The 20643-nt window shown below is 45.1% G+C and carries 19 protein-coding genes; 8 read left to right on the top strand and 11 right to left on the bottom strand.

The genetic code is table 11. The features are described from left to right. Positions 1-182: 182 nt before the first annotated feature. Complete coding sequence (locus ACH19P_RS15680; RefSeq protein ID WP_462159537.1) at positions 183-2192, top strand: winged helix-turn-helix domain-containing protein; 2010 nt, start codon at positions 183-185, stop codon at positions 2190-2192. Positions 2193-2242: 50 nt separating this feature from the next. Here ACH19P_RS15680 and ACH19P_RS15675 read toward each other — a convergent pair whose 3' ends face one another. Both ACH19P_RS15675 and hutH read right to left on the bottom strand, forming a co-directional pair. Beyond that, positions 2243-4243: a urocanate hydratase gene (locus tag ACH19P_RS15675; RefSeq protein WP_462159536.1), complete on the bottom strand. Its 2001-nt coding sequence runs from the start codon at positions 4241-4243 to the stop codon at positions 2243-2245. Between the two features lie 13 nt (positions 4244-4256). Further along, positions 4257-5750, bottom strand: a complete 1494-nt coding sequence (hutH, locus tag ACH19P_RS15670) for a histidine ammonia-lyase (RefSeq protein ID WP_462159535.1) — start codon at positions 5748-5750, stop codon at positions 4257-4259. A 139-nt stretch (positions 5751-5889) separates the two neighbouring features. On the opposite strand from hutH, the gene ACH19P_RS15665 reads away from it, so the two are divergent. The 3 genes from ACH19P_RS15665 to ACH19P_RS15655 all read left to right on the top strand — a co-directional run bounded on the left by ACH19P_RS15665 (position 5890) and on the right by ACH19P_RS15655 (position 7529). After that, entirely contained in the window at positions 5890-6804 is a 915-nt protein-coding gene (locus ACH19P_RS15665; RefSeq protein WP_462159534.1) for a LysR family transcriptional regulator, read from the top strand. 75 nt (positions 6805-6879) lie between these two features. Beyond that, a complete protein-coding gene (locus ACH19P_RS15660; RefSeq protein WP_462159533.1) occupies positions 6880-7086 on the top strand; it encodes a zinc ribbon domain-containing protein in 207 nt (68 codons plus the stop codon). Between the two features lie 29 nt (positions 7087-7115). Continuing rightward, a complete protein-coding gene (locus ACH19P_RS15655; protein ID WP_462159532.1) occupies positions 7116-7529 on the top strand; it encodes an energy transducer TonB in 414 nt (137 codons plus the stop codon). Between the two features lie 35 nt (positions 7530-7564). Here ACH19P_RS15655 and ACH19P_RS15650 read toward each other — a convergent pair whose 3' ends face one another. The 3 genes from ACH19P_RS15650 to ACH19P_RS15640 form a co-directional block, all read right to left on the bottom strand. Continuing rightward, positions 7565-7996 (bottom strand): FKBP-type peptidyl-prolyl cis-trans isomerase, encoded by a 432-nt coding sequence (locus ACH19P_RS15650; protein ID WP_462159531.1) that lies wholly within the window; start codon positions 7994-7996, stop codon positions 7565-7567. An 18-nt stretch (positions 7997-8014) separates the two neighbouring features. Continuing rightward, positions 8015-10450 carry a beta-L-arabinofuranosidase domain-containing protein gene (locus ACH19P_RS15645; protein WP_462159530.1) on the bottom strand — a complete coding sequence of 812 codons (2436 nt, stop codon included), beginning with the start codon at positions 10448-10450 and terminating at the stop codon, positions 8015-8017. A gap of 69 nt (positions 10451-10519) precedes the next feature. Continuing rightward, positions 10520-11860 carry an MFS transporter gene (locus ACH19P_RS15640; protein ID WP_462159529.1) on the bottom strand — a complete coding sequence of 447 codons (1341 nt, stop codon included), beginning with the start codon at positions 11858-11860 and terminating at the stop codon, positions 10520-10522. Between the two features lie 487 nt (positions 11861-12347). Between ACH19P_RS15640 and ACH19P_RS15635 the strand changes: the two genes are divergently transcribed. The 4 genes from ACH19P_RS15635 (at position 12348) to ACH19P_RS15620 (ending at position 15685) form a co-directional block, all read left to right on the top strand. Further along, positions 12348-13220, top strand: coding sequence for a LysR family transcriptional regulator (locus tag ACH19P_RS15635; protein ID WP_462159528.1), 873 nt, complete (start codon positions 12348-12350; stop codon positions 13218-13220). Positions 13221-13370: 150 nt separating this feature from the next. After that, positions 13371-13832: a tetratricopeptide repeat protein gene (locus ACH19P_RS15630; protein WP_347393359.1), complete on the top strand. Its 462-nt coding sequence runs from the start codon at positions 13371-13373 to the stop codon at positions 13830-13832. Between the two features lie 359 nt (positions 13833-14191). Beyond that, positions 14192-14677 carry a hypothetical protein gene (locus ACH19P_RS15625; protein ID WP_462159527.1) on the top strand — a complete coding sequence of 162 codons (486 nt, stop codon included), beginning with the start codon at positions 14192-14194 and terminating at the stop codon, positions 14675-14677. 297 nt (positions 14678-14974) lie between these two features. Further along, on the top strand, positions 14975-15685 hold the full coding sequence (locus tag ACH19P_RS15620; RefSeq protein WP_462159526.1) for a hypothetical protein: 711 nt from the start codon (positions 14975-14977) through the stop codon (positions 15683-15685). 139 nt (positions 15686-15824) lie between these two features. On the opposite strand, the gene ACH19P_RS15615 is transcribed toward ACH19P_RS15620, so the two are convergent. From ACH19P_RS15615 to ACH19P_RS15590, 6 genes are all read right to left on the bottom strand, one after another. Next, positions 15825-16421 (bottom strand): hypothetical protein, encoded by a 597-nt coding sequence (locus ACH19P_RS15615; RefSeq protein ID WP_462159525.1) that lies wholly within the window; start codon positions 16419-16421, stop codon positions 15825-15827. Between the two features lie 138 nt (positions 16422-16559). Further along, positions 16560-16895: a hypothetical protein gene (locus ACH19P_RS15610; RefSeq protein ID WP_462159524.1), complete on the bottom strand. Its 336-nt coding sequence runs from the start codon at positions 16893-16895 to the stop codon at positions 16560-16562. A gap of 108 nt (positions 16896-17003) precedes the next feature. Next, on the bottom strand, positions 17004-17447 hold the full coding sequence (locus tag ACH19P_RS15605) for a hypothetical protein (protein ID WP_462159523.1): 444 nt from the start codon (positions 17445-17447) through the stop codon (positions 17004-17006). Positions 17448-17645: 198 nt separating this feature from the next. Further along, the gene (locus tag ACH19P_RS15600; protein WP_462159522.1) at positions 17646-18758 is read right to left on the bottom strand and encodes an ABC transporter permease; all 1113 of its coding nucleotides are present in this window, start codon (positions 18756-18758) and stop codon (positions 17646-17648) included. After that, the gene (locus tag ACH19P_RS15595) at positions 18755-19681 is read right to left on the bottom strand and encodes an ABC transporter ATP-binding protein (protein ID WP_462159521.1); all 927 of its coding nucleotides are present in this window, start codon (positions 19679-19681) and stop codon (positions 18755-18757) included. The genes ACH19P_RS15600 and ACH19P_RS15595 overlap by 4 nt, the downstream gene beginning before the upstream one ends. Next, positions 19678-20634 carry an HlyD family secretion protein gene (locus ACH19P_RS15590; protein WP_462159520.1) on the bottom strand — a complete coding sequence of 319 codons (957 nt, stop codon included), beginning with the start codon at positions 20632-20634 and terminating at the stop codon, positions 19678-19680. The genes ACH19P_RS15595 and ACH19P_RS15590 overlap by 4 nt, the downstream gene beginning before the upstream one ends. Between the last annotated feature and the right edge of the window lie 9 nt (positions 20635-20643).

The raw sequence follows: 20643 nt of genomic DNA, 5'->3' as shown, positions 1-20643 counted from the left end.
ATTATCAGAATGCGGTAATTCATTGATTTCACCTTTTGAGTTATTGTGGTTCAAACAATGACTTAGCCTTTGCTACTTGCCTAAGGACTTAATGTGACTTCAGCAACAATGCATTAGTCACAAATAGTCACATGCAGTAAGATTATGAAAAGGTTATAAAAATAATAAACAAGTGGGATGTCGTGTATCGTATTGGTGAATATGTTTTCGATTATCAACATGCGCTGTTGAGCAAAGGCACAGAGTCAAAAAAAATAGAGCCGCAGCTCAATGAGTTGCTCAAGCTATTTGTCGATAACAGAGGTGAATTAGTGCCCCGACAGGCGCTAATAGATACGCTTTGGCCCAACCGCGTTATTACCGATGATGCGTATCGAGCAGTGATCAAAAAGCTACGTAAATGCTTAGCTGATGATGCAAAATCACCTCGCTACATTCGCACTGTGCCCACAAAGGGTTTTGTGCTAATTGCTATCGTGGAAGACCTTGATAGCCAACCTCCTGAACCTAGAGTCAATGCCCAACACATTGCCCTAATTGCCACAGCCCTGTTCGTGGCCGCCATTGCTTTATTTGTGCAATGGCAAGTCCCTAGTACGACCGAGCAACGCATCGAAAAATTAACCACTATGCTTGGCTCCGAAGTCAGTCCCGCATACGATGCAACAAACCAAGTGCTCATATTTTCGCAGCGCGCGAACAAAGATGACTTCCTGCAACTTTTCAGCAAGCAGCTCACCACCAACACCACAACTCGCTTAACCTTTGATGATGCGAATTATGCGAATGCACACTTTTCTCCCGACGGTTTGCTCGTGGCCTATACACGCAGCACGCCAGAGCACAATGATATTTTTATAGCCGACTACTCATTAGAAACTGGGATAACGAATGCGATAGCATTACCTAAAGAAGTAGCAGATAAGCGGTATTTACAGTCTTGGTCTGCAGATGGTGAAGGCCTGTACTTGAGTGACACAAAACAACCCAATGCCTCTCAAAAAGTGTGGTACTTCCATTTAAGCTCATCCACATTGACCAACATCACCGCCCCCGCCACGCTAGGGCAAGGAGATTATGTCGCCCGAGAATCCCAAAACGGTCAACGTATCGCTTTACTGCGCAGTACTTCTGACAAGGGTACTGAGTTACTGATACAACATAAACAAAGCGGTGAATTAACCCATATTCAAGCACTTCCGCAGCCATTTCACACACTAATTTGGGATGAGGAAGATACTTCTATCACGCTTTCAAGCTTCACCGGAGAGTTCGCTCAATTTAATTTAGACACTCAGGAGCTTTCGGAACTGCCCATTCCCACAAAGCATATCAATAACGTATTTTATCGTTGTGCCAAACGTTGCGTGTTCGCCAGACAACACAATGGTAATTACCTTGATTTGACCACGTCTCCTAACCCATTTAATGAAAATCAACAAGTAAGTCACGAGTATCACGAATTCGTTGGTAATGAAGACCTGGTCCAACTCAGCGCGAATACACAGACTGTGTATTTCATTACTCAGCTTGGTGAGCAGACTCAACTGGTTTCACTTAAAGGCAGCCAAAAAGAAATCCTCAAAACATTTCCGAAATTAAGCCAATTCAGTGTATTACAGCTTAATCATGCGCAAACCCAGCTAGCAGGTATCCTCGATGGGCGATTATTTACCTATGATCTTAAAAGCGGGGCGTTCACATACCTAAGCAGCGAACTTGAACAAATCGCCACGGCTTACTGGCAGCAAGAAACCGATGCGTTGATGTTTAGCAGAATCGAATACGCACAACCCGTTTTGTATCGCTACGACCCAAAAGCGCAAACTAAAATTAGAATTAGCCAAGGGCTATATGCGCAAGTGCATTTGGGTGATAAAGCAAAGCTACTCATTGATAATAAGCTCAAAGTTTGGATAAACGTCCAAGGGCAAGAGCCGCAGTTTGTCACGCAACTGGACGACGCGAACCCAAATCGCTGGCGGCTAAATAACGAATGGTTTTACTACGCTGCGCACGAAGAAAATTTAGCATTCTTATACCGACAAAATGTAAAAACGGGTAAACACGAAAACACCTTGCTCGCGAAGAATCGTTACCGCTTAAGTTTCGATTTATCTAGCGATGGGGACACCTTTATCGGGATCCGCTCAGTGTTAGCGCAAAGTGATTTGGTTAAGGTAAGTTACTAAACAAAAAGGAGCCTAACGGCTCCTTTTTTACTTAAGCGATATCAATCAAATCAGAAAGATAGATTGTTTAGAATGTCGTCATCAACACGGTTTGCTAAGGTTACTTTTAGCTTAGGCGTGCGCGCCATTTCACGTTTAATCGCAAAATCAGCTTCTTCGTTGCGAGCCCAACTACGACGTGCAATACCGTTGTTCACATCAAACAGTAGCATAGACTTAAGGCGACGCTCTGCATCTGCTGTTCCATCCAGTACCATACCGAAGCCACCGTTGATCACTTCACCCCAACCAACACCGCCACCATTGTGGATAGACACCCACGTAGCACCGCGGAAGCTATCACCGATTACGTTGTGAATCGCCATGTCAGCCGTGAAACGACTGCCGTCATAGATGTTCGATGTTTCACGGAATGGTGAATCAGTGCCGCTCACATCGTGGTGGTCACGACCAAGTACCACCGGGCCAATTTCGCCGGCGTTAATTGCATCGTTGAAGGCTTTGGCGATTTCAGCACGACCTTGCGCATCTGCGTACAAAATACGTGCTTGTGAACCTACAACAAGTTTGTTCTGCTTCGCGTCTTTAATCCAAGTAATGTTGTCTTGCATCTGTTGCTGAATTTCTTCAGGTGACTCGGCCATGATCTTGTTAAGAACGTCTGCGGCAATCGCATCTGTCTTGTCTAAATCTTCTGGCTTGCCTGATGCACACACCCAACGGAATGGACCAAAACCATAGTCAAAACACATAGGGCCAAGAATGTCTTGCACGTATGACGGGTATTTAAAATCGATGCCATTGTCAGCCATCACATCGCCACCAGCGCGAGATGCTTCAAGCAAAAACGCATTGCCGTAATCAAAGAAATAAGTGCCTTTTGCCGTGTGCTTATTCACTGCATCAGCATGGCGCTTCAGTGTTTCTTTTACTTTTGTTTTGAATACTTCAGGCTCTTCACGAATCAAACGGTTTGATTCTTCAAAGCTGATATCCACTGGGTAGTAACCACCTGACCACGGGTTGTGCAATGATGTTTGATCCGATCCTAGGTGCACAAAAATATCGTGCTTGTCGAAGCTTTCCCATACATCAACGATGTTACCAACGTATGCGATAGACACGACTTCTTCGTTTGCTTGTGCTTCACGTACACGTGCAATGAGCGCGTCCATGTTGTCGATTAACTCATCTACCCAACCTTGCTGGTGACGCTTAGCCGCCGCTTTTTCGTTCACTTCAGCACACACGGTAATACAGTTCGCGATATTACCCGCTTTTGGCTGCGCGCCACTCATGCCGCCAAGGCCCGCTGTTAGGAAAATCTTGCCTTTCGGGCTTTGACCTTTTTCTAATACTTTACGGAATGCATTCATCACCGTAATGGTGGTGCCGTGAACGATGCCCTGTGGGCCGATGTACATGAATGAACCCGCAGTCATTTGACCATACTGAGTCACACCCAATGCATTGAACTTTTCCCAGTCATCTTGGCTTGAGTAATTCGGGATCATCATACCGTTAGTTACAACAACGCGCGGTGCTTCAATGGATGAAGGGAATAACCCCATAGGATGACCGGAATAAATATGAAGCGTTTGGTCGTGCTCCATCTCGCTCAGGTATTTCATCGCTAACAAGTACTGCGCCCAGTTTTGGAATACCGCACCGTTACCACCGTAAGTGATAAGCTCCTCTGGGTGCTGTGCCACAGCAGGGTCGAGGTTGTTATCGATCATCAGCATGATCGCCGCTGCTTGCTCACATTTTGCAGGGTAGTCAGATACCGCGCGCGCCTTCATCTCATAGTTAGGCTTAAAGCGATACATGTAAATACGGCCAAAGTCTTTTAGCTCTTGTGCAAATTCAGCGGCAAGTTCTTGATGCCACTCTTTCGGGAAATAACGCAATGCGTTGCGAACCGCGAGTTGCTTTTCATCGGCACTGAGAATGTCCTTACGCTTTGGTGCGCGGTTCACGCCAGCAGGGTATGGCTTTGGCTCAGGTAATACGCTTGGAATACCTTGTTTAATTTGTTCTTGGAAAGTCATGGTCACTTGCCCCTTAGTTCACGCTAAACGCTTGTGATTTAACTAATGCAATCATGGCATCAATATCAGGTTTTAGTAGTCTGTCTTCTTCTAGCTTGGCTACTTTCTCACGGATAATCGCAAAGTTCTCTTCGATGATTTCTGAGCACTTGTTTGGACGACGGAAATCAATCGCCTGCGCCGCATACATCAGCTCGATAGCGAAAATCTTTTCGAGGTTGCCCAAAATTTGATTCAATTTACGGCCAGAAATACTGCCCATCGACACGTGATCTTCTTGACCCATTGACGTTGGTACGCTGTCAGCTGACGGCGGGAAACAAAGTGATTTGTTTTCAGTCACCAAGGCTGCTGTCGCATATTGCGGGATCATCATGCCAGAATTAAGACCGCCCGATGTAGTCAACAAGCGCGGTAAGCCGTGCAGACCTTCAAGCAGAAGATAACAACGACGGTCTGAAATGTTACCTAGCTCAGCGGCCGCAATTGATGCGTAGTCTAAAACCATCGCCAAAGGTTGACCGTGGAAGCTACCGCCAGAAATCGCTTCTTCAGAACTGATCACGATTGGGTTGTCAGTCACTGAGTTCATTTCAATCTCAACCATGTCTTTTAAGTGATTGAAAGCGTTACGAGATGCACCGTGTACTTGCGGAATACAACGCAGTGAATATGGGTCTTGAACACGGTCACAATCAGTGTGCGACGCCATGTTTTGCGAATCTTTAAAGAAGTGACGCATGCGCTTAGCTACTTCGATGTTACCCTCAAATGGACGCGTTGCGTGTAGCTCTTCTCTAAACGGCGATGCACTGCCCTGCATGCCTTCAATGCTCATCGCGCCTGCAAGATCCGCTAAATCAAGTAGGTAGCGCATCTTGGTTAATGCTGTAATACCGTGAGACAAGATAAATTGCGTACCATTGATAAGCGCTAGGCCTTCTTTTGCGTGCAACTCAAGCGGCTCTAAATTATGTTGTTTTAATAGTTCGATTGCCGCAACGGGTTTACCCTCGTACCAAAACTCACCTTCACCGATAAGTGGTAAAAATAAATGTGATAGTGGCGCTAAGTCACCCGACGCACCTACAGAACCTTGTTCTGGAACAACCGGAATTAAATCAAGATCTAAGAACGCAAGCATACGCTCAATAACTTCAAGACGGATACCCGAGAAGCCTTGGCTTAGCGCGTGCACCTTAGTGATCAACATCAATTTAGAGATTGGTTTCGCAATTGGCTCACCCACACCTACCGCGTGCGTGATCAACAAGTTCTTTTGCAGAAGGTGGGTTTCTTCTGGCGAGATTTGCGTATCGCACAATGGGCCAAAACCGGTGTTAATACCGTACACCGCTTCGTTTGATGCCGCCATCACCTCAACGTTATGTCTGCTTTTATTAATTTTATCTAACGCTTCTTGGCAAAGCTCAGCGTTAATGTCGCCGCTTGCAATACCATTCACAATATCAAGATTTAGCTGGTCTACGCCGTATCTAAACATCATTATCTCTCCAAAAAATTAAGCACAAACTGCTTTGATTGCGCCCATACTATCTTGCTGGAGATGTTTCATAAATGCATAATGTTCGTAGTTCATTCCGATTTTATCGAACTAATAATATTATCTAGAAGGTATTAACTCTATGCAGGTTCATGACGTTGATTTAAAGCTCTTGCGTATATTTGTAGCGATCGTTGAGTGCGGTGGTTTGTCCGCAGCGGAGTCACGTTTGAACATAGGTCGCTCTACAATCAGTTCGCATTTATCGGACTTAGAAGTACGCCTTGGATTAAAACTCTGCAAACGTGGTCGCAGTGGCTTTGAATTGACCGAGCCTGGACGCGTTACCTACCAAGCGTCATTAGAGTTACTACAGCAGTGTGAGGCCTTCGCCAGTACTGTCGCGAGTTCCAAAACTGAGCTCTCTGGGCGGCTGAGTATCGCCATCATAGATACCATGGTGAGCGACCCACACTGCCCGGTTGCAAAAGCGATTGCTGCACTGCGTGAGCAAAGCAATCACATTCAATTTGATATCAATGTATGTGAAGCCAAAGAGGTAGAAACCTCCGTGGTTAATGGTCGCGCTTTGGTAGGAATTGGCGTAAGCCGCCATCATCTGCGGGGCCTAGAATACCAGGCGCTGCATAATGAAGAAAATTACCTGTACTGCGCCAGTGGCCACCCGCTCTTTGATTGTGAGCCTGCACGTGTTAAAGCACTGCTAGGAGAAGCTGAAGTGATCACCAGCAACTATATGCGTGATAAAGACGCGCGACAAGATGACCTGAATTACCAAAACAGTGCCACCGCTTACCACGATGAAGGCATCGCTCAGCTCATTCTTAGTGGCAAGTTCATCGGTTACCTGCCCAAACACTATGCCCAATCTTGGGTCGACAAAGGCGTATTTAAAGCCGTTATGCCTGAGAAATACTCGTATCAAATCCCCGTTGTCCTGATAAATACCAAAAACAGCAGCGGCTCAAAATTAGCGCAAGCGTTTATTGATGAAGTAAAGCGGTTTCACTCTCCAGATTTACCAGCCAATGAATAAACACAATGCAGCTATTACCCTCAATACGAAAACTATGGTAGAAGTATATTTAAAAAAATCGATTAAGGAATGAACATGGCAAACGGATGGCAATGCCCAAAATGCAACTGTACGCATTATGAAACCGATACTATTGCGACTACGGGCAGTGGCTGGTCAAAAATCTTCGACATGCAAAACCGCAAATACACCGCGGTCACCTGCAGTAAATGCACCTACACGGAGTTTTATAAAGGCTCTACGAGTACACTGGGCAACATTTTCGACCTCTTTACCAACTAAATAACACAACAGAACAACAGGGATAAATTATGACAGGGATCAAGCGATTCACATTGCTCGCAACGGTTCTTGCTGCGACAGCAGGTTGCTCAAGTACTCAAAGTGAAATAATCGAAGAAACAAGTGACGTAGTCAGGTATGCATCACGTTGTGATTTTGATGCACAACGTGACAATCAAGCAGAAGCACCGTCTATCAACAATGCAATAAAACGCGTGGCGCCTCTTTACCCAATTGAAGCTGCGCGCGAGCGTATCGAAGGTTGGGCAGAATTAGAGTACGATATCTCTGAAGACGGTGCGCCGATTAATATTAATGTCATCGCCTCCGATTCAACAAAGCTATTCAATAAAGCCGCAAGCAAATCATTAAGCCAATGGCGTTATGAAAATGGCCCCCAAAAATGCAGGAAAATGACATTAGAGTTTGCTCTTGCAAAATAGTAAAAAGCCGCATAGTGCGGCTTTTTTAATCGTGTTCAGCTGAAAGAGAGCAGCTTCACATCCACTATCATCACAGAGTTAGGTCCGACTTTGCCGCCATTACCGTTAATACCCCATGCCAGTTCTGGCGGAATAATGAACTCATAACGCGCGCCAGTTGGCATAAGTTGTAGTGCTTCTTGTAAGCCATCAATGGCTTCGGCAATCTCATATTCTTCTGGTAGGCCATGGCGGTAGGTATCATCCACCAAAGTACCATCAGCGAGCGTGATACGTTGATGCACGCACACAGTGTCATCCCAGGTAGGTGCCTGACCATCACTCCCTTTAACCACACGATACATAAGTCCAGATGGAAGTACGATGACATCCTCTTTATTCGCATACTTGCGAATAAATTCACTGCTGAGGTTTTTGTTAAAACCGGCACTACCCTTTGCTGATTTACGTCGCTCTTGCTTATTCATAACTGATTTCCACATTCACTATTTTGCCAACAAGCGCACACCATAAATGCCGCCTGCAATTGACTGAGATTTTGCCGCAAAACGCACGGTAAGCTCTTTGCTACTAGCCATACCTTGCGTCAATGGATAATCCACCATGTAAAATCCTGAGCTTGACGCGGCATTAGCATGTGGCAAAGACTCTTTTACCAGCAGCTCACCATTTACAAGGATTGCAAAATGGCGGTCGACATCGCCTTTAAAATAGCGGATGCGTAAGGTGTTTGCGGTCAGAGATTCATTACTCAGTTGATACGAAAACCAACCGTGTGCGTCGCGCCAATGCTGGCCATTATTGACTCCCGCACGGGTGTTTTCACCCGCGAAATTATGTTCAACTTCAGGTTGTTGTTCGCCAGGGTTTACGGCATCGACCGTAATAGCAGCAAGTTGTGCTTCGCGCTTTGCTTGCTCATTAGCGCTTCGTACAAAGTCTGCCAAGTTTGCAGAATCAATTTGTGGCCAATACACCTGATAGCGCGCATCATGGATACGAAAAAACGGTACTAAACGTGTTGGCTTGCCTGCTAATGCCTTATCAACAATAGCTAGATTATCGGTCGCAACAAATGCCAACGAGTCACTAGGCTCTCGTACTAAAGCAGCGATGAAGTCTGCAGGTTTATCAAGCATCATTGGCAAGGCCTCAGGCGGACAAGTTGGGCCTGCAGCGATATGCCCCATACGGCTGTCATCAGCGATGAAATCAAGTTGCTCGTTTTTAAAGGCCGTCACGGGCGTTGCTAATACAACGGGACCATAGAGCACTGAATAATAGTCTTGACCATCCGGTAATTGCTCAGAGTAGAGTGTTGTATCGAGCGTAAAACTCAACTCATCCCCTTGGTGCCAAACACGGTTCACACTCAAGTAGCCATTTTCATCTGCCTCAGCGTTAATGCGGCTCCCGTTGACTTGCAAGGTCACTGGCGTATTTAACCACTTGGGCTGGCGTACTTTTACAGTGAACGATTGTGTATTTTCAAGGTGTTTAATGCGCAGCGTGACATGTGTGTCATCGGGGAATTCAGTGACTTGCTCAATAACTGCCCCTTTTTGCTCCCATGTGACTTCGCTTGGCATAAATAGGTTAACAGCGAGCTCTGTATTTGTGTGAGTAAAGACTAACTCACCATATTTACTATGATTTTCGATGCCTGAACCGACGCAGCACCACATTGAATCATGCACCGATGAATACATGCGATAATGCCCAGGGCGCATCGATGTAAAATACACCAATCCGCCATGCTCGGGATGCTGCGAGGACAAAATATGGTTGTAAGTGGCACGCTCGTAATAATCTATGTAGCGAGTATCGCCAGTTTGCAAAAACAGCAACTTAGATAACTTCATCATGTTGTAGGTATTGCAGGTTTCAGGCCCTTCGATGTCTTCAATCATCGGTGAAAAATCGTCACTGCCATGGAAGTGCTCACGCACACTGTTACCACCGATAGACACGCTGCGCTTTTGTGTGACCGTTTGCCAAAAAAACTCTGCGGCTTGTTGCCATGCTTTATTATCGGTTTGTTGCGCTACTTTGAGCGCACCGATGATTTTGGGGATTTGGGTGTTGGCATGTAGGCCTGTTAATTCATCTTTTCGCTGAGTCAACGGTTTAACAATGCGCTTGTGGGTGAAACGCTCGGCTAAACGTAAATAGCGTTGGTCGCCACTGATACGTGCCATATCAGCAAATACGTCGTTCAGTCCACCATGCTCTGAATACAACATGGTTTGCACTTGCTCATCAGTCAGGTTTTCTGTGATGCCTAACATCCACTCACCTAGCGCGAGCAGCATGCCTCTAGCCTGTTCTTTCCCGGCGATTTCGTATGCATCGCGCAAACCGTGAAAAGTTTTATCTATGTTATATAACGGCACCCAACGCTCGTTGAGACTAAATAAGTCTGAGCGCACATCACCCTTTGCGATTTCTTGCCACATGGCCAAACCATTGGGAATACCACTGAGGTAGCCATTATTTATTTCCTGCGCAAGCTGTAGCTGCGCCAACATATAATCTAGGCGCTGCGCAAGCGCTTCATCACCGGTGGTGGCAAAGGCCAAACTAAGTGCTGTTAGATAATGACCACCAATATGACCATCAAGGCCCGTATTTTCCCAATTACCATAAGACCCAGATTGAGTTTGCAAGCCCGCTTCTCGCAAGTAAGGAGCAAGCAATTTATCTGGCTCAAGCGCGAGTAAATATTGCACGTTAACCTGTTGTGCATGCGCAAACGGCCCCGCGGTCAAACGCACGTCCGCATAAGCAAATGCCTGCATCGATTGTGGTTGCGCCACATTGATAGATGGCGCCTTTGGGTTTTCTGCGTGTTGGCACCCAACCATGATTGCCGAGATTGTGAGCGCAGCAAGGCTGAACGCCCATTTTTTAAAATGTCGCACTGTAAAAGCCTCTAGTTGTTTTGTAGCTGGCCGGAATGAGGGTTCTGGCCAGCTAAATTGCGGGTACCCTTAGCTCGGTAGGCGCTGAGCGCTTACCATATCGGTGTAATAATCGTCTGAAATTTTGTATTTGAAGAGAATAAAACCCAACATGGCGTGGAACACACCTGGGATTACCGTGAGCATCAGCGCTAAACCATTTAGGGTATAGGCTGTTTGCTCAATGTTTGGCTGGTATTGGTAGTACTCGAGTAATAAACCACCCACTAAACCCGCCAAACCAGCACCGGCCTTTTGGCAAAATGAAATACCACCGAATGACAAACCTGATGCTCTCACTCCGTCTTTTATTTCACCATAATCAACGGCTTCAGCAATCGCTGACCAAAATACAGGCGCATGCAAATCGACCACAAATGACAACAAGATATATAAAATAAATGCCAACATGATGTCGCCAGGTTGCACCGCGAAATACATTGCGACAGAGATGAAAAGCACTGCGATTTGCGACCAACGGAATAACTTAATTTTACAAAAACGCTTGGTGATCCATGTGCTGGCGACCATGGCGACAATAGACGCAGCAATCCCTGCGCTGGTAAAGGTGCCCGCTAAGTCTTCTGCGCCAAGATAATACTTGGCGTAATACATCGCCACACTGCCGCGGATTGCGTAACCTAAGGTACCGAGTACGCAAGCCGTACACAGCAGCAACCACTGGTCGTTTTTAAGTAACACTTTCAATTGTGCGCCAATGCTTTGTTGTTCTACCTTGTGCTCTAAACGCTCTTTGGTGGTGGCAAAACAGAACAGGAATAACGCCATGCCACAGACAGAAACAAAGGCCATAGCAAGCTGATAACCATAGGCAGTATCACCATTGCCCCAATATTTAGCGAGAAGCGGCACAGAAAACACAATAGCGACATTGGCGATTTTGGCGAAGAACATACGGTAACCATTCGCTGACAGCCGCTCTTTGGGGTCTGCCGTTAAGACGCCTATGTAGGATATATAAGGAATAGCCACCCCTGTAAACATGAGGGTTGCTAGAAGGTAAGTCGCGTAAGCCCACGCCAATTTCATGTTGTAATCAAAATCAGGAGTGGTAAACAACAGCATGACTGATAAACCATACGGCACACTTAAAAACAGGAACCAATGGCGGAACTGCCCCCAACGCGTTTTTACCTTATCGGTTATTACGCCCATAAGTGGGTCGGTAAAGGCGTCTACAAAGCGAGCGACGAGAAATAAGATCCCCATGTCAACCGGCTTTAACCCAAAAACATCGGTGTAAAAAAAGGACATAAAGTAGAACAAGGCAGCAACCATGACGTTTACCGCCATATCACCAGCACCAAATCCTACTTTCTCTATTGTTGAAAGCTTCTGTGTGTTGTTCATAATTCACTGCCCAAGACCTAATGCGCATGCCTTTGGTCTAAAGTAATTATAGTTATGTGAGTGCAACCGCAGCGCGGGAAAGTAAACACTCTTATTTTTAGGTAATGCTATTTATTACTCATGAATAATATTATCATACAAATAAATTAGCAACTGCTGCGAGCAAATTATCATGCCGCGAATGTCGACCTAGTTACAGCAAAAACGTCATACGCCCGTTGTAGTATGCGCGAGTACTAAACGTGTTGAAATTGAACAAACACAGACCAATAAAGGTACAAGGTCTAGTTATTCAAATTCAAATAAGCACACACTCGTTTTGCACTGCAATAGTTAATCAGGAGATAAATCTGCACTATTGCTGTGCATAGGCTTTGTTTTCTCTGATGTAAATGCTGGATTTACCTGCATTTTTGGCTTAGAACATACTATAATATGACTGGCTTAATTATTGCTACATTCATTTATTTAGACACAAAATCGACTCATGCAAACACCGATTAGAGGGCTACGCGCATTTTGTTTCGCAGCCCGATGCTTAAGTTTTAAACAGGCTGCTGAACAGCTTTATCTTACGCCTTCAGCTGTCAGCCACCAAATCAAGCAACTCGAAGAACAGCTAGGCTTTGCCCTGTTCCAGCGCCGCACTCGTGCGATTATCTTAACCAATGAAGGTAAAAACTTCTTTGATGCCATTGAGCCCATCATTACTGATTTAGAACAGACCATTCGAACTTTCAGTCACAAAGACAATAACGTGACAATTAGCATCACCTTACCTGAATTTTTCGCCAGTGAATTATTAATGCCGAAGCTGGGCGATTGGACCAGCGCCAACCCAGATGTGAATTTAGAAGTGGATACGTTGCGCACAAGGACGCAAAAGGTCAGAAGCACCGATTTGTCGATTGTGTTATCACACGATAAACCGGTGAGTGGCATCGCGACCGAGCTATTTTCTCTCGAATACGTGCCTGCTTGTAATAAAGAGCTGTACGAGCAATGGCACGATAAAAGCGCCGAAGCGCTGAGTGAACTGCCGCTAATCGTGCATCAATCTCGTCCGTGGTCATGGCACCAATGGGCTGAATACCATTACGATGGTGATTTCGCTCCTAAGCAAATCATTCAGCTCGACAGTATGTTTGGTGTGGCCCGTGCTGCACAGCAAGGAATGGGCATCGCCCTTATTCCTATGCCTATCAGTCGTAGCTGGTTAAATGAGGGGTTATTATGGCCTTTGGTAAACAAGCCACTGTGGACCAAGGACAAATACTACCTTGTTGAACATGAAGTCGCAGAACAAAATTCTCCCCTTGCAGACTTCACAAGCTGGGTGGTGAATACTTTTAGAAGTTAACTTTTATTAATAAGTTCAAAAAGTTAACTCTTAGCTAATTTATAGACAAATTTTTTTCACGTAACGCTGAGATTTATATCGTTTGTAGAGTAAAAGCTTTAATCCTAAAGTTAATACCGAAGCAAACACACAACCCAAGAGGATAGCAACGTGAAAACGCTCAAATTAGCATTAGCTTTATATTCAGCCACTTATTTTACAAGTAGTTTTGCCGGCGACTACAAACTAGCCGTTATCAACGATGAACTTACATCTGACGCTGTTGTGTCAGGTCAATACGCTCAAGCACTGCAGCTTGGCCAAAACGCGTCACAAAATGTAGCGAGCGCGTTTGAAACATCGGTAAACCAGTGTGCAGCGAATATCCAGCTTGGTAAAGCGGATGAAGCGATTTCACTGTGCAATACCGCACTGCAACTAATTAAAGAAGTAAGAGTAGACAGCACAAAACGCCGTGAAATGACCGCATATGCTTACAGCAACCGTGGTATCGCCTACTCACTTAAAAACGAATTTGACGCTGCGTTATCTGATTTCAGCACGGCTTATGGTACCAACAAAAACACCATCACTCGTGCTAACTATAAACTCGCTAAAACGAGTGCAAAGTAATAACAATAACGTAGCACCATAACCTTCTCATAGTGTGTTGTTCCTGCTAAGGAACCCTAAAGCGCCTTTTATAGGCGCTTTTTATTTTAGCTTCCTCTTAAAATATGCACGCGACCATGGTTCAACAATCCTTAGCCATAAACAAATAAAACGCGGCCAACTTCTCTATAGGTCAATTTTTTTCATCTAACGATGCGATTTATATCGTTTGTAGAGTAAAAGCTTTAAATCTAAAGTTAATACCGAAGTCAACGCACAACTAATACCAATCCACTTAAGGTTGTGATCCTATATAGCGACATTGAACTCGCTGGATTGAGCAGATATTTATGCGGGTTGGTATAACAAGGGGAAACACGGTGAAAACGCTCAAATTAGCTCTGGTATTATTCTCTGCCACAACTTGTACACACGCATTCGCAGGCGACTACAAACTTGCGGTGATCAACGATGAACTTACATCGAACGCTGTTGTTTCTGGCCAATATGCGCAAGCGCTTAACCTTGCTCATGACCAAGTTCAAAGCGTAGAAAGCGCGTTTGAAACCTCAGTAAACCAATGTGCGGCCAATATTCAACTCGGTAATGCAGACGAAGCAATCTCACTTTGTAGCACTGCTTTGAAATTAATTAAAGATGTAAAACTAGACGGTACTAAACGCCGTGAAATGAGTGCCTATGCATACAGTAATCGCGGTATTGCTCACTCACTTAAAAACGAATTTGATGCTGCGTTTTCTGACTTTAGCACTGCATTTGGTAAGAATAGAAACACCATTACCCGTGCAAATTACAAGCTAGCTAAAAACAGCCTACAACAGGCCAATGCGAACGTAGCGCCATAACTTTTCTCATAGTGTGTTGTTCCTGCTAAAAGGAACCCCAAAGCGTCCTATTAGGGCGCTTTTTTTATGCCTGAATAGTTTGAAGCATGAATTTTTACGCTAGGTACAATTTAGTACAAAAAACAATTCAGTGAATTAAGTCTTTATACACAACAAGTTATATTAAACTGTATTATTTTTAGTGACGAAAAAGCCCTTTAAATACACTGACCACCATTATTTATACTTCTCACTGTGCATATTACGCGCTAAATTACCCTACAACTAATATGGATATATTTTTTAAATCGAGTATTCATGCGATTTTATATCACCTTTTTTGCGGTGTTCTCTTTTCTGTTTGTGAGCGTTGGAAATGCGCAGATACTTATCGGTGTATCTAGCGAGAATGGTGAATCACTAAAATATTCGCAGCATGCTTTTGTGGGCCACCTTCAGTCAGCTTACAATTGCGTTGTAGATCAATTGAGTAATGATTATTCAGTCACCACTGTGCCACAAGCTCGATTAATCAAGATGTTAGAAAACAACGAAATCGACATCGCTATGCCTCTGCTTTTGTTACCCGAGAGAGATTCATTCGCGCAGCGTTCAGAAACAATATATGAAGTGGATTACGAATTGATCACTCAACCTCACCGGTTGCAACTCGATGTCGACACATTACGGACTAGGGTGATTCAGCAAGGTATAGTGTACAAAAGAGGCACAGGCGCACGCACGCTGCTATTTCGTTATTTAGGTCTCAACACCGACACCAACCACTTCAGTGAACATCAAGTCAATACTTGGGAGCAAGCTGTCAGTTTAGTGAAGCTCAATAGAGCGGCAATTACCGCTATTCCCTCAGTTATTGCTAAAGACATTCCCATCGAGCATTTTTATGGCCTAGAACGCATAAAAATGCCCACACCAGAATTAGGCTTTTACATGTCTAAGCGTTTTTCACAAACCGCATTGGCAAACAATATTAACGCTCTCGCCAAACAGTGCGCTCAGCAAAGCTAATTCGTGCGAGATTGTGCTGCGTTCCCTAATTTATCGCCCCTTTGTTAGACGCAACAAGCTAAAGCAGGAAACGAGCGTCAATGGAGCGCCAAGTGTTTCGATAGATCAGATGCGCTTATGCTGTGTTGGTACACGAAAATTACAGCGTCGCAATGCGAATACTTTTTACATAAATCAACTCACATGCACCACTGCCTGTGTCTTGACGAGACTGTGAACTTCTCCAATACCAATTATCACGCGTGGAATTTACATTAACCAAGCTCCCTGATATTTCGACGATATCTCCCTTTCGAATTTCGTCGATGAGACCTTCGACATACTCGTTTGCAGGGATAAGGTGCATGTTTGCACTGTGAGTTTCAATTTCTCTCCTAGGTATTGGAAATAACTCTACCCGCCACCTATAAAATCGCCCTGATTGGGAAATGCTTATGTCTTCGAGAATCGTCTCATCAGACATTCGGCCCCAACCCAACGCCAAATCTGTGGGAGAAAGATCTGCTTCGCGACCCGAAGAATAATTTTTCTTAGCTAATACCTTAGCTTTGATATCAAACTGCGCAACTTCCGTAATATCGTACTCGCCAAAGCTAAAACGAGTGGGCGAGTCCATTTTTTCCTGTTGCGGTGTTGCTGGAGCCATTACACTAGGCCCAAGCGATACCTCTGATGAGCGATTGTAAAAAGTCCAGATCACACCCATTATCACAAGTAATAGCGCTACCTTTTTCATATCTATTACCTACAGGTTAAATCATATATTTGCTATAGAGCGATTCGTTGTTGGTTAAACGTTGCCATGTTGCCAAACTAAAACGCAACTCTCCCAACAAGCGAAGGCAAAGCACATACATAACGTGACGTATGTTCTTTACTTAAGCGCCTCACCACACTTATTACAAAACTTAGCAGGTGAGAATAAGCCCTGACTGACGTTGGTTTTGCCACAGGCATCACAAAATTTTGTAGAGCGAATGTTTACAAAGGAAGTAAATACGACCATTGGCACAATAAGGTATAAGTGCTGGCCACCAAAACCCATTAGATAAGCAAACCCAATAAACGATGCGCCTGTAACAATGATAAAAGGTATCCAAAGCTTTTTCTTACGTCCCGCATTGTTACTGACGAAAAAGATAAAATAACTTATTAGTCCTAAAACGACCCAAACACCTATAAACATAGGGAACAATTCTTCAGAATTCACAACGACTCCTTGTATGTAAAGTCCCCTAATGGGGAGAATAATGCCCAGCTAAAATTGGGTAGCTCAGCTGATTTTAGTAATGCCCACCTAGTAGGCTTGTTATATTTTTTAAGGCTCTTCACAAAGCTTAATTCGCGGCTCCGTCACAAGAATATGCTCAAGTTCTTTATCTATTTTATCTAATGGCTTTGTGGTGTCGAGCTGACCAAGAAATTGACGAATGAATGATTTAAAATAGAAAAAAGGAACCTCAACAACTGGGAATACGTGCCATGTGACATCTTTACCTAGAGGAAGGTTTTCCGTTTCATACTCCTCTGCTTGCTCACACATTGAAGCGCAGCCAACCCATAGCAAATAGTCGTCACGTTTACACATGACACACCAACCCCAATCTTCAGGGATGACTTCTTCTACTTCGTACCCAAGCGCACTGAATTTAGCTCGAAGCCACTCACTTAATTCTTTACCAAAACAGTGAGGGTTAGTGTCACTATCTTCGCCTTTGTGGATAGTGAATAAATCCGATGTAAACCAATACCCTCGCTCCATGCGGTCTCACTCCTAAATGAATAACAGCTAATCAGCTCACATTTCTAACAAAGCGATGAACGCGAAATTGAAAAGTAGCGAACTCATCGTTTTTAATTCAATTATAGTGATAAATTATCAAGGGGTTTACTCTCTTGCAACCAATATAGGGTCACGTAAAACGTAACACAGAAAACTGTGACTACGTATTGGCTTATGTTAATCCAGCGTCTTAGCAAATCGCCTAGAGGCAAAATACACGCCAAATACCGTAAATGCACCAAGCCATAAGGAGTCTTTCCATAACGTGGTGAGTTCAGCGCTACGCAGTACTAAGCCACGGATCAAACGCATAAAGTGCGTTGCAGGCAGCACTTCTGAGATCCATTGCGCCGCGACAGGCATGCCTTCGTAGGGAAACATAAAGCCAGACAACAAAATAGAGGGGAGTAATACGAACAAGGTCATTTGCATGGCTTGCAATTGGCTTTGCGCAATTGTCGATATTAGCAAGCCAAGTGTTAAACTCGCGGAAATAAACAGCAATGAGCCAAGCATGATTTCATGTGGCTTGCCATTGATGGGCACATCGAACATCACATAACCTAAACCCAATACAATAACGACTTGGATTAACCCCACGAAAATATAGGGGACGATTTTGGCAATCATTAATTCTATTGGGCGCACTGGGGTGTTAATAAGCAGCTCAAGATTGCCCCGTTCTCGCTCGCGTACAATGGCGATACTGGTAAATAGCACCATGGTCATACTGAGGATCACGGCCAGCAGGCCTGGCACGATATTCACCGCAGTTCGCCGGCTCGGGTTGTAATACAAGGCGATTTCAAACGTGCTGGTAGAGCTTAACTCGCTCATGCGGCTATTCGCTGATTTAGTGTCTAGCGAAAATGGCATATTCTGCAAACCGGATATCGCTCCGCCAATCACACTGTCGGTGCCATCCACCATCCAATGTGCCAACACTCGCCCTTGTTCTAGTCGCTGATTGACATCGTGAGGGATCACCAACACAGCGCGGACTTCACCAGCTTGAATAGCCGCTTTTGCCTGCTCTGGTGTGTCAAATGTCTTGGTAAAATCCACTATCTGTGAGGCTCTAACGGTTTGGGTGAGCAAGCGCCCAGTCTGGTTGTTGCTGTGGTCAACTAAAGCAACGGGGATATGACGCACATCGGTATTAATGGCAAAGCCAAACAGCATCAATTGCACCAGCGGAATGATTACTATCATGGCAAAGGTGAGGCGATCGCGCGAAAGCTGCTTGACCTCTTTGAACATCACGGCACGAATACGGGCAACAGAAATCATTCTCGACCCTCCCCTGTTACGCTTACGAATACATCCTCTAACGTCGGCCTTGCGAGTGTCAATTCAGCGTTTTGCAGTTCAGGAAATTCAGTTTGTAGCCACCGCACAGGGTCGCTAACTTGGCTGTAAACCAGCACTCGCAAACGCACACCTAATTGCGCCGCGGAGCGAACATGGCTATTGGCAATGAGCTTGGCTTTTAAAGATCTTAACCCACTGGTTTTCACTTCAACGATGTTCACGCCCATGTTTTGCATCAGTTCTTCTGGGGTGCCATCGGCGCGAATTAGCCCTGACTCCATAATCGCCAAGCGATGGCACCGCTCCGCTTCATCCATATAATGCGTGGTCACCAAAATGGTGGTGCCTTGCTCTGACAAATCGAACAATTTCTCCCAAAAATCGCGGCGGTTTTCTGGATCTACAGCGGAGGTGGGCTCATCCAAAAATAGCAGTTCAGGCTTATTGATGGTGGCGCAGGCCAAGGACAAACGTTGCTTTTGGCCACCACTCATACCGCCAACCATCTGCTTCTGTAGCGAGTGCAGCCCATAGGTTTTCATTTGCAGGGCGCAACGAGCTTTAAGTTCGGCGCCGCCCAGGCCATAAATCTGCCCCATAAACAGCAGGTTTTCTTCCACCGTTAAATCTTCGTACAGTGAGAATTTTTGCGTCATATAGCCTATGCGTAATCGCAGCGCGTCAGCGTCTTGGGGGATGCGAAGCCCGAGCACTTCTACGTTACCCGAAGTCGCTGAGAGTAAACCCGTTAGCACCCGAATTGTGGTTGATTTGCCACAACCATTAGGCCCTAAGAAGCCGTAAATATTACCTTTCTCTACATTCAGTGAAATATCGTCAATGGCTTTAAAGTCACCGAATTTCTTGGTGACATTGTGCGCTTTAATGACTAATTCGCTCATAGCGCAGTCAACTTAACTTGCACAGGAATGCCTGCTGGCAGTGATTGCGTGCTCTGGGGAAGATCGATTTCAGTTAAGTAAACCAAACGCGAACGGTCACTTTCGCTCATACTGCGATAAGGTGTAAAGGCCGGCTCAACAGACACCCAACGTACCGTGCCGGTTACTGCACCTTGCACACCATCAATCATAATAGTGACTTTTTTACCTGGGGCGATTTTTGCTTTGTACGGCTCGGGCACATATATGCGTGCATAAGGGGTGGTATTTGCTTGTAAAATGGCCACGACAGCGTGTTCACTCACGCGTTCACCCAGATTGTGTGGCAATGAATCTAATATACCGTCACGCGATGCCCGTATCGTTAAATCCGCCAATACGTTTTGCTCGAATGCCACTGTTTGCTGCGCTGCTTTGAGGGATTCTTTGGCTTGCTCGATGTCTTCAATACGCGAACCACTTATCAACTTTTTCACATTCTGCTGCGCCACCACAACAGCCGCTTTGGCTGCATCGTTGGCCACAATTGCATTGTCGAGTTCAACCTGAGACGCCAATGATTTGGCCACGAGTTCCTGAGCACGTTTTAACTGTAACAAGGCTTCATCAGCTGTGGCTTTGGCCGACTCTAACGTGGCCCGCGCAGCTTCGATATCTTCAATGCGCTCGCCATTGAGTAATTTTTGCAAGTACGCCTGAGCTTGCTGCTCAACAGCCTTGGCTTTGTTAAGTGTCGCCAGCTGTTTGGTATTATCAAGCTCGACCAACACATCGCCTTCTTTAACCTGCGTGCCTTCGTGTACTGGCAAGGCAGTGATCACTTCATTGGCAGTGGCTAAAAGCGTAACCCTGTCGCGCTCCAAAATACCAAATGCGGAGTCCTCTTTAGTGTCAGTACAACCAATCACTGTAGCAAGTAAGCCAATAAATAGCGGTATATATTTAAATTTCATAAAATTAGC

This window comes from Pseudoalteromonas sp. GB56 (assembly GCF_054923835.1).
The sequence above is the reverse complement of the archived record's forward strand: the minus strand, read 5'-3'. Positions and strand labels throughout refer to the sequence as shown.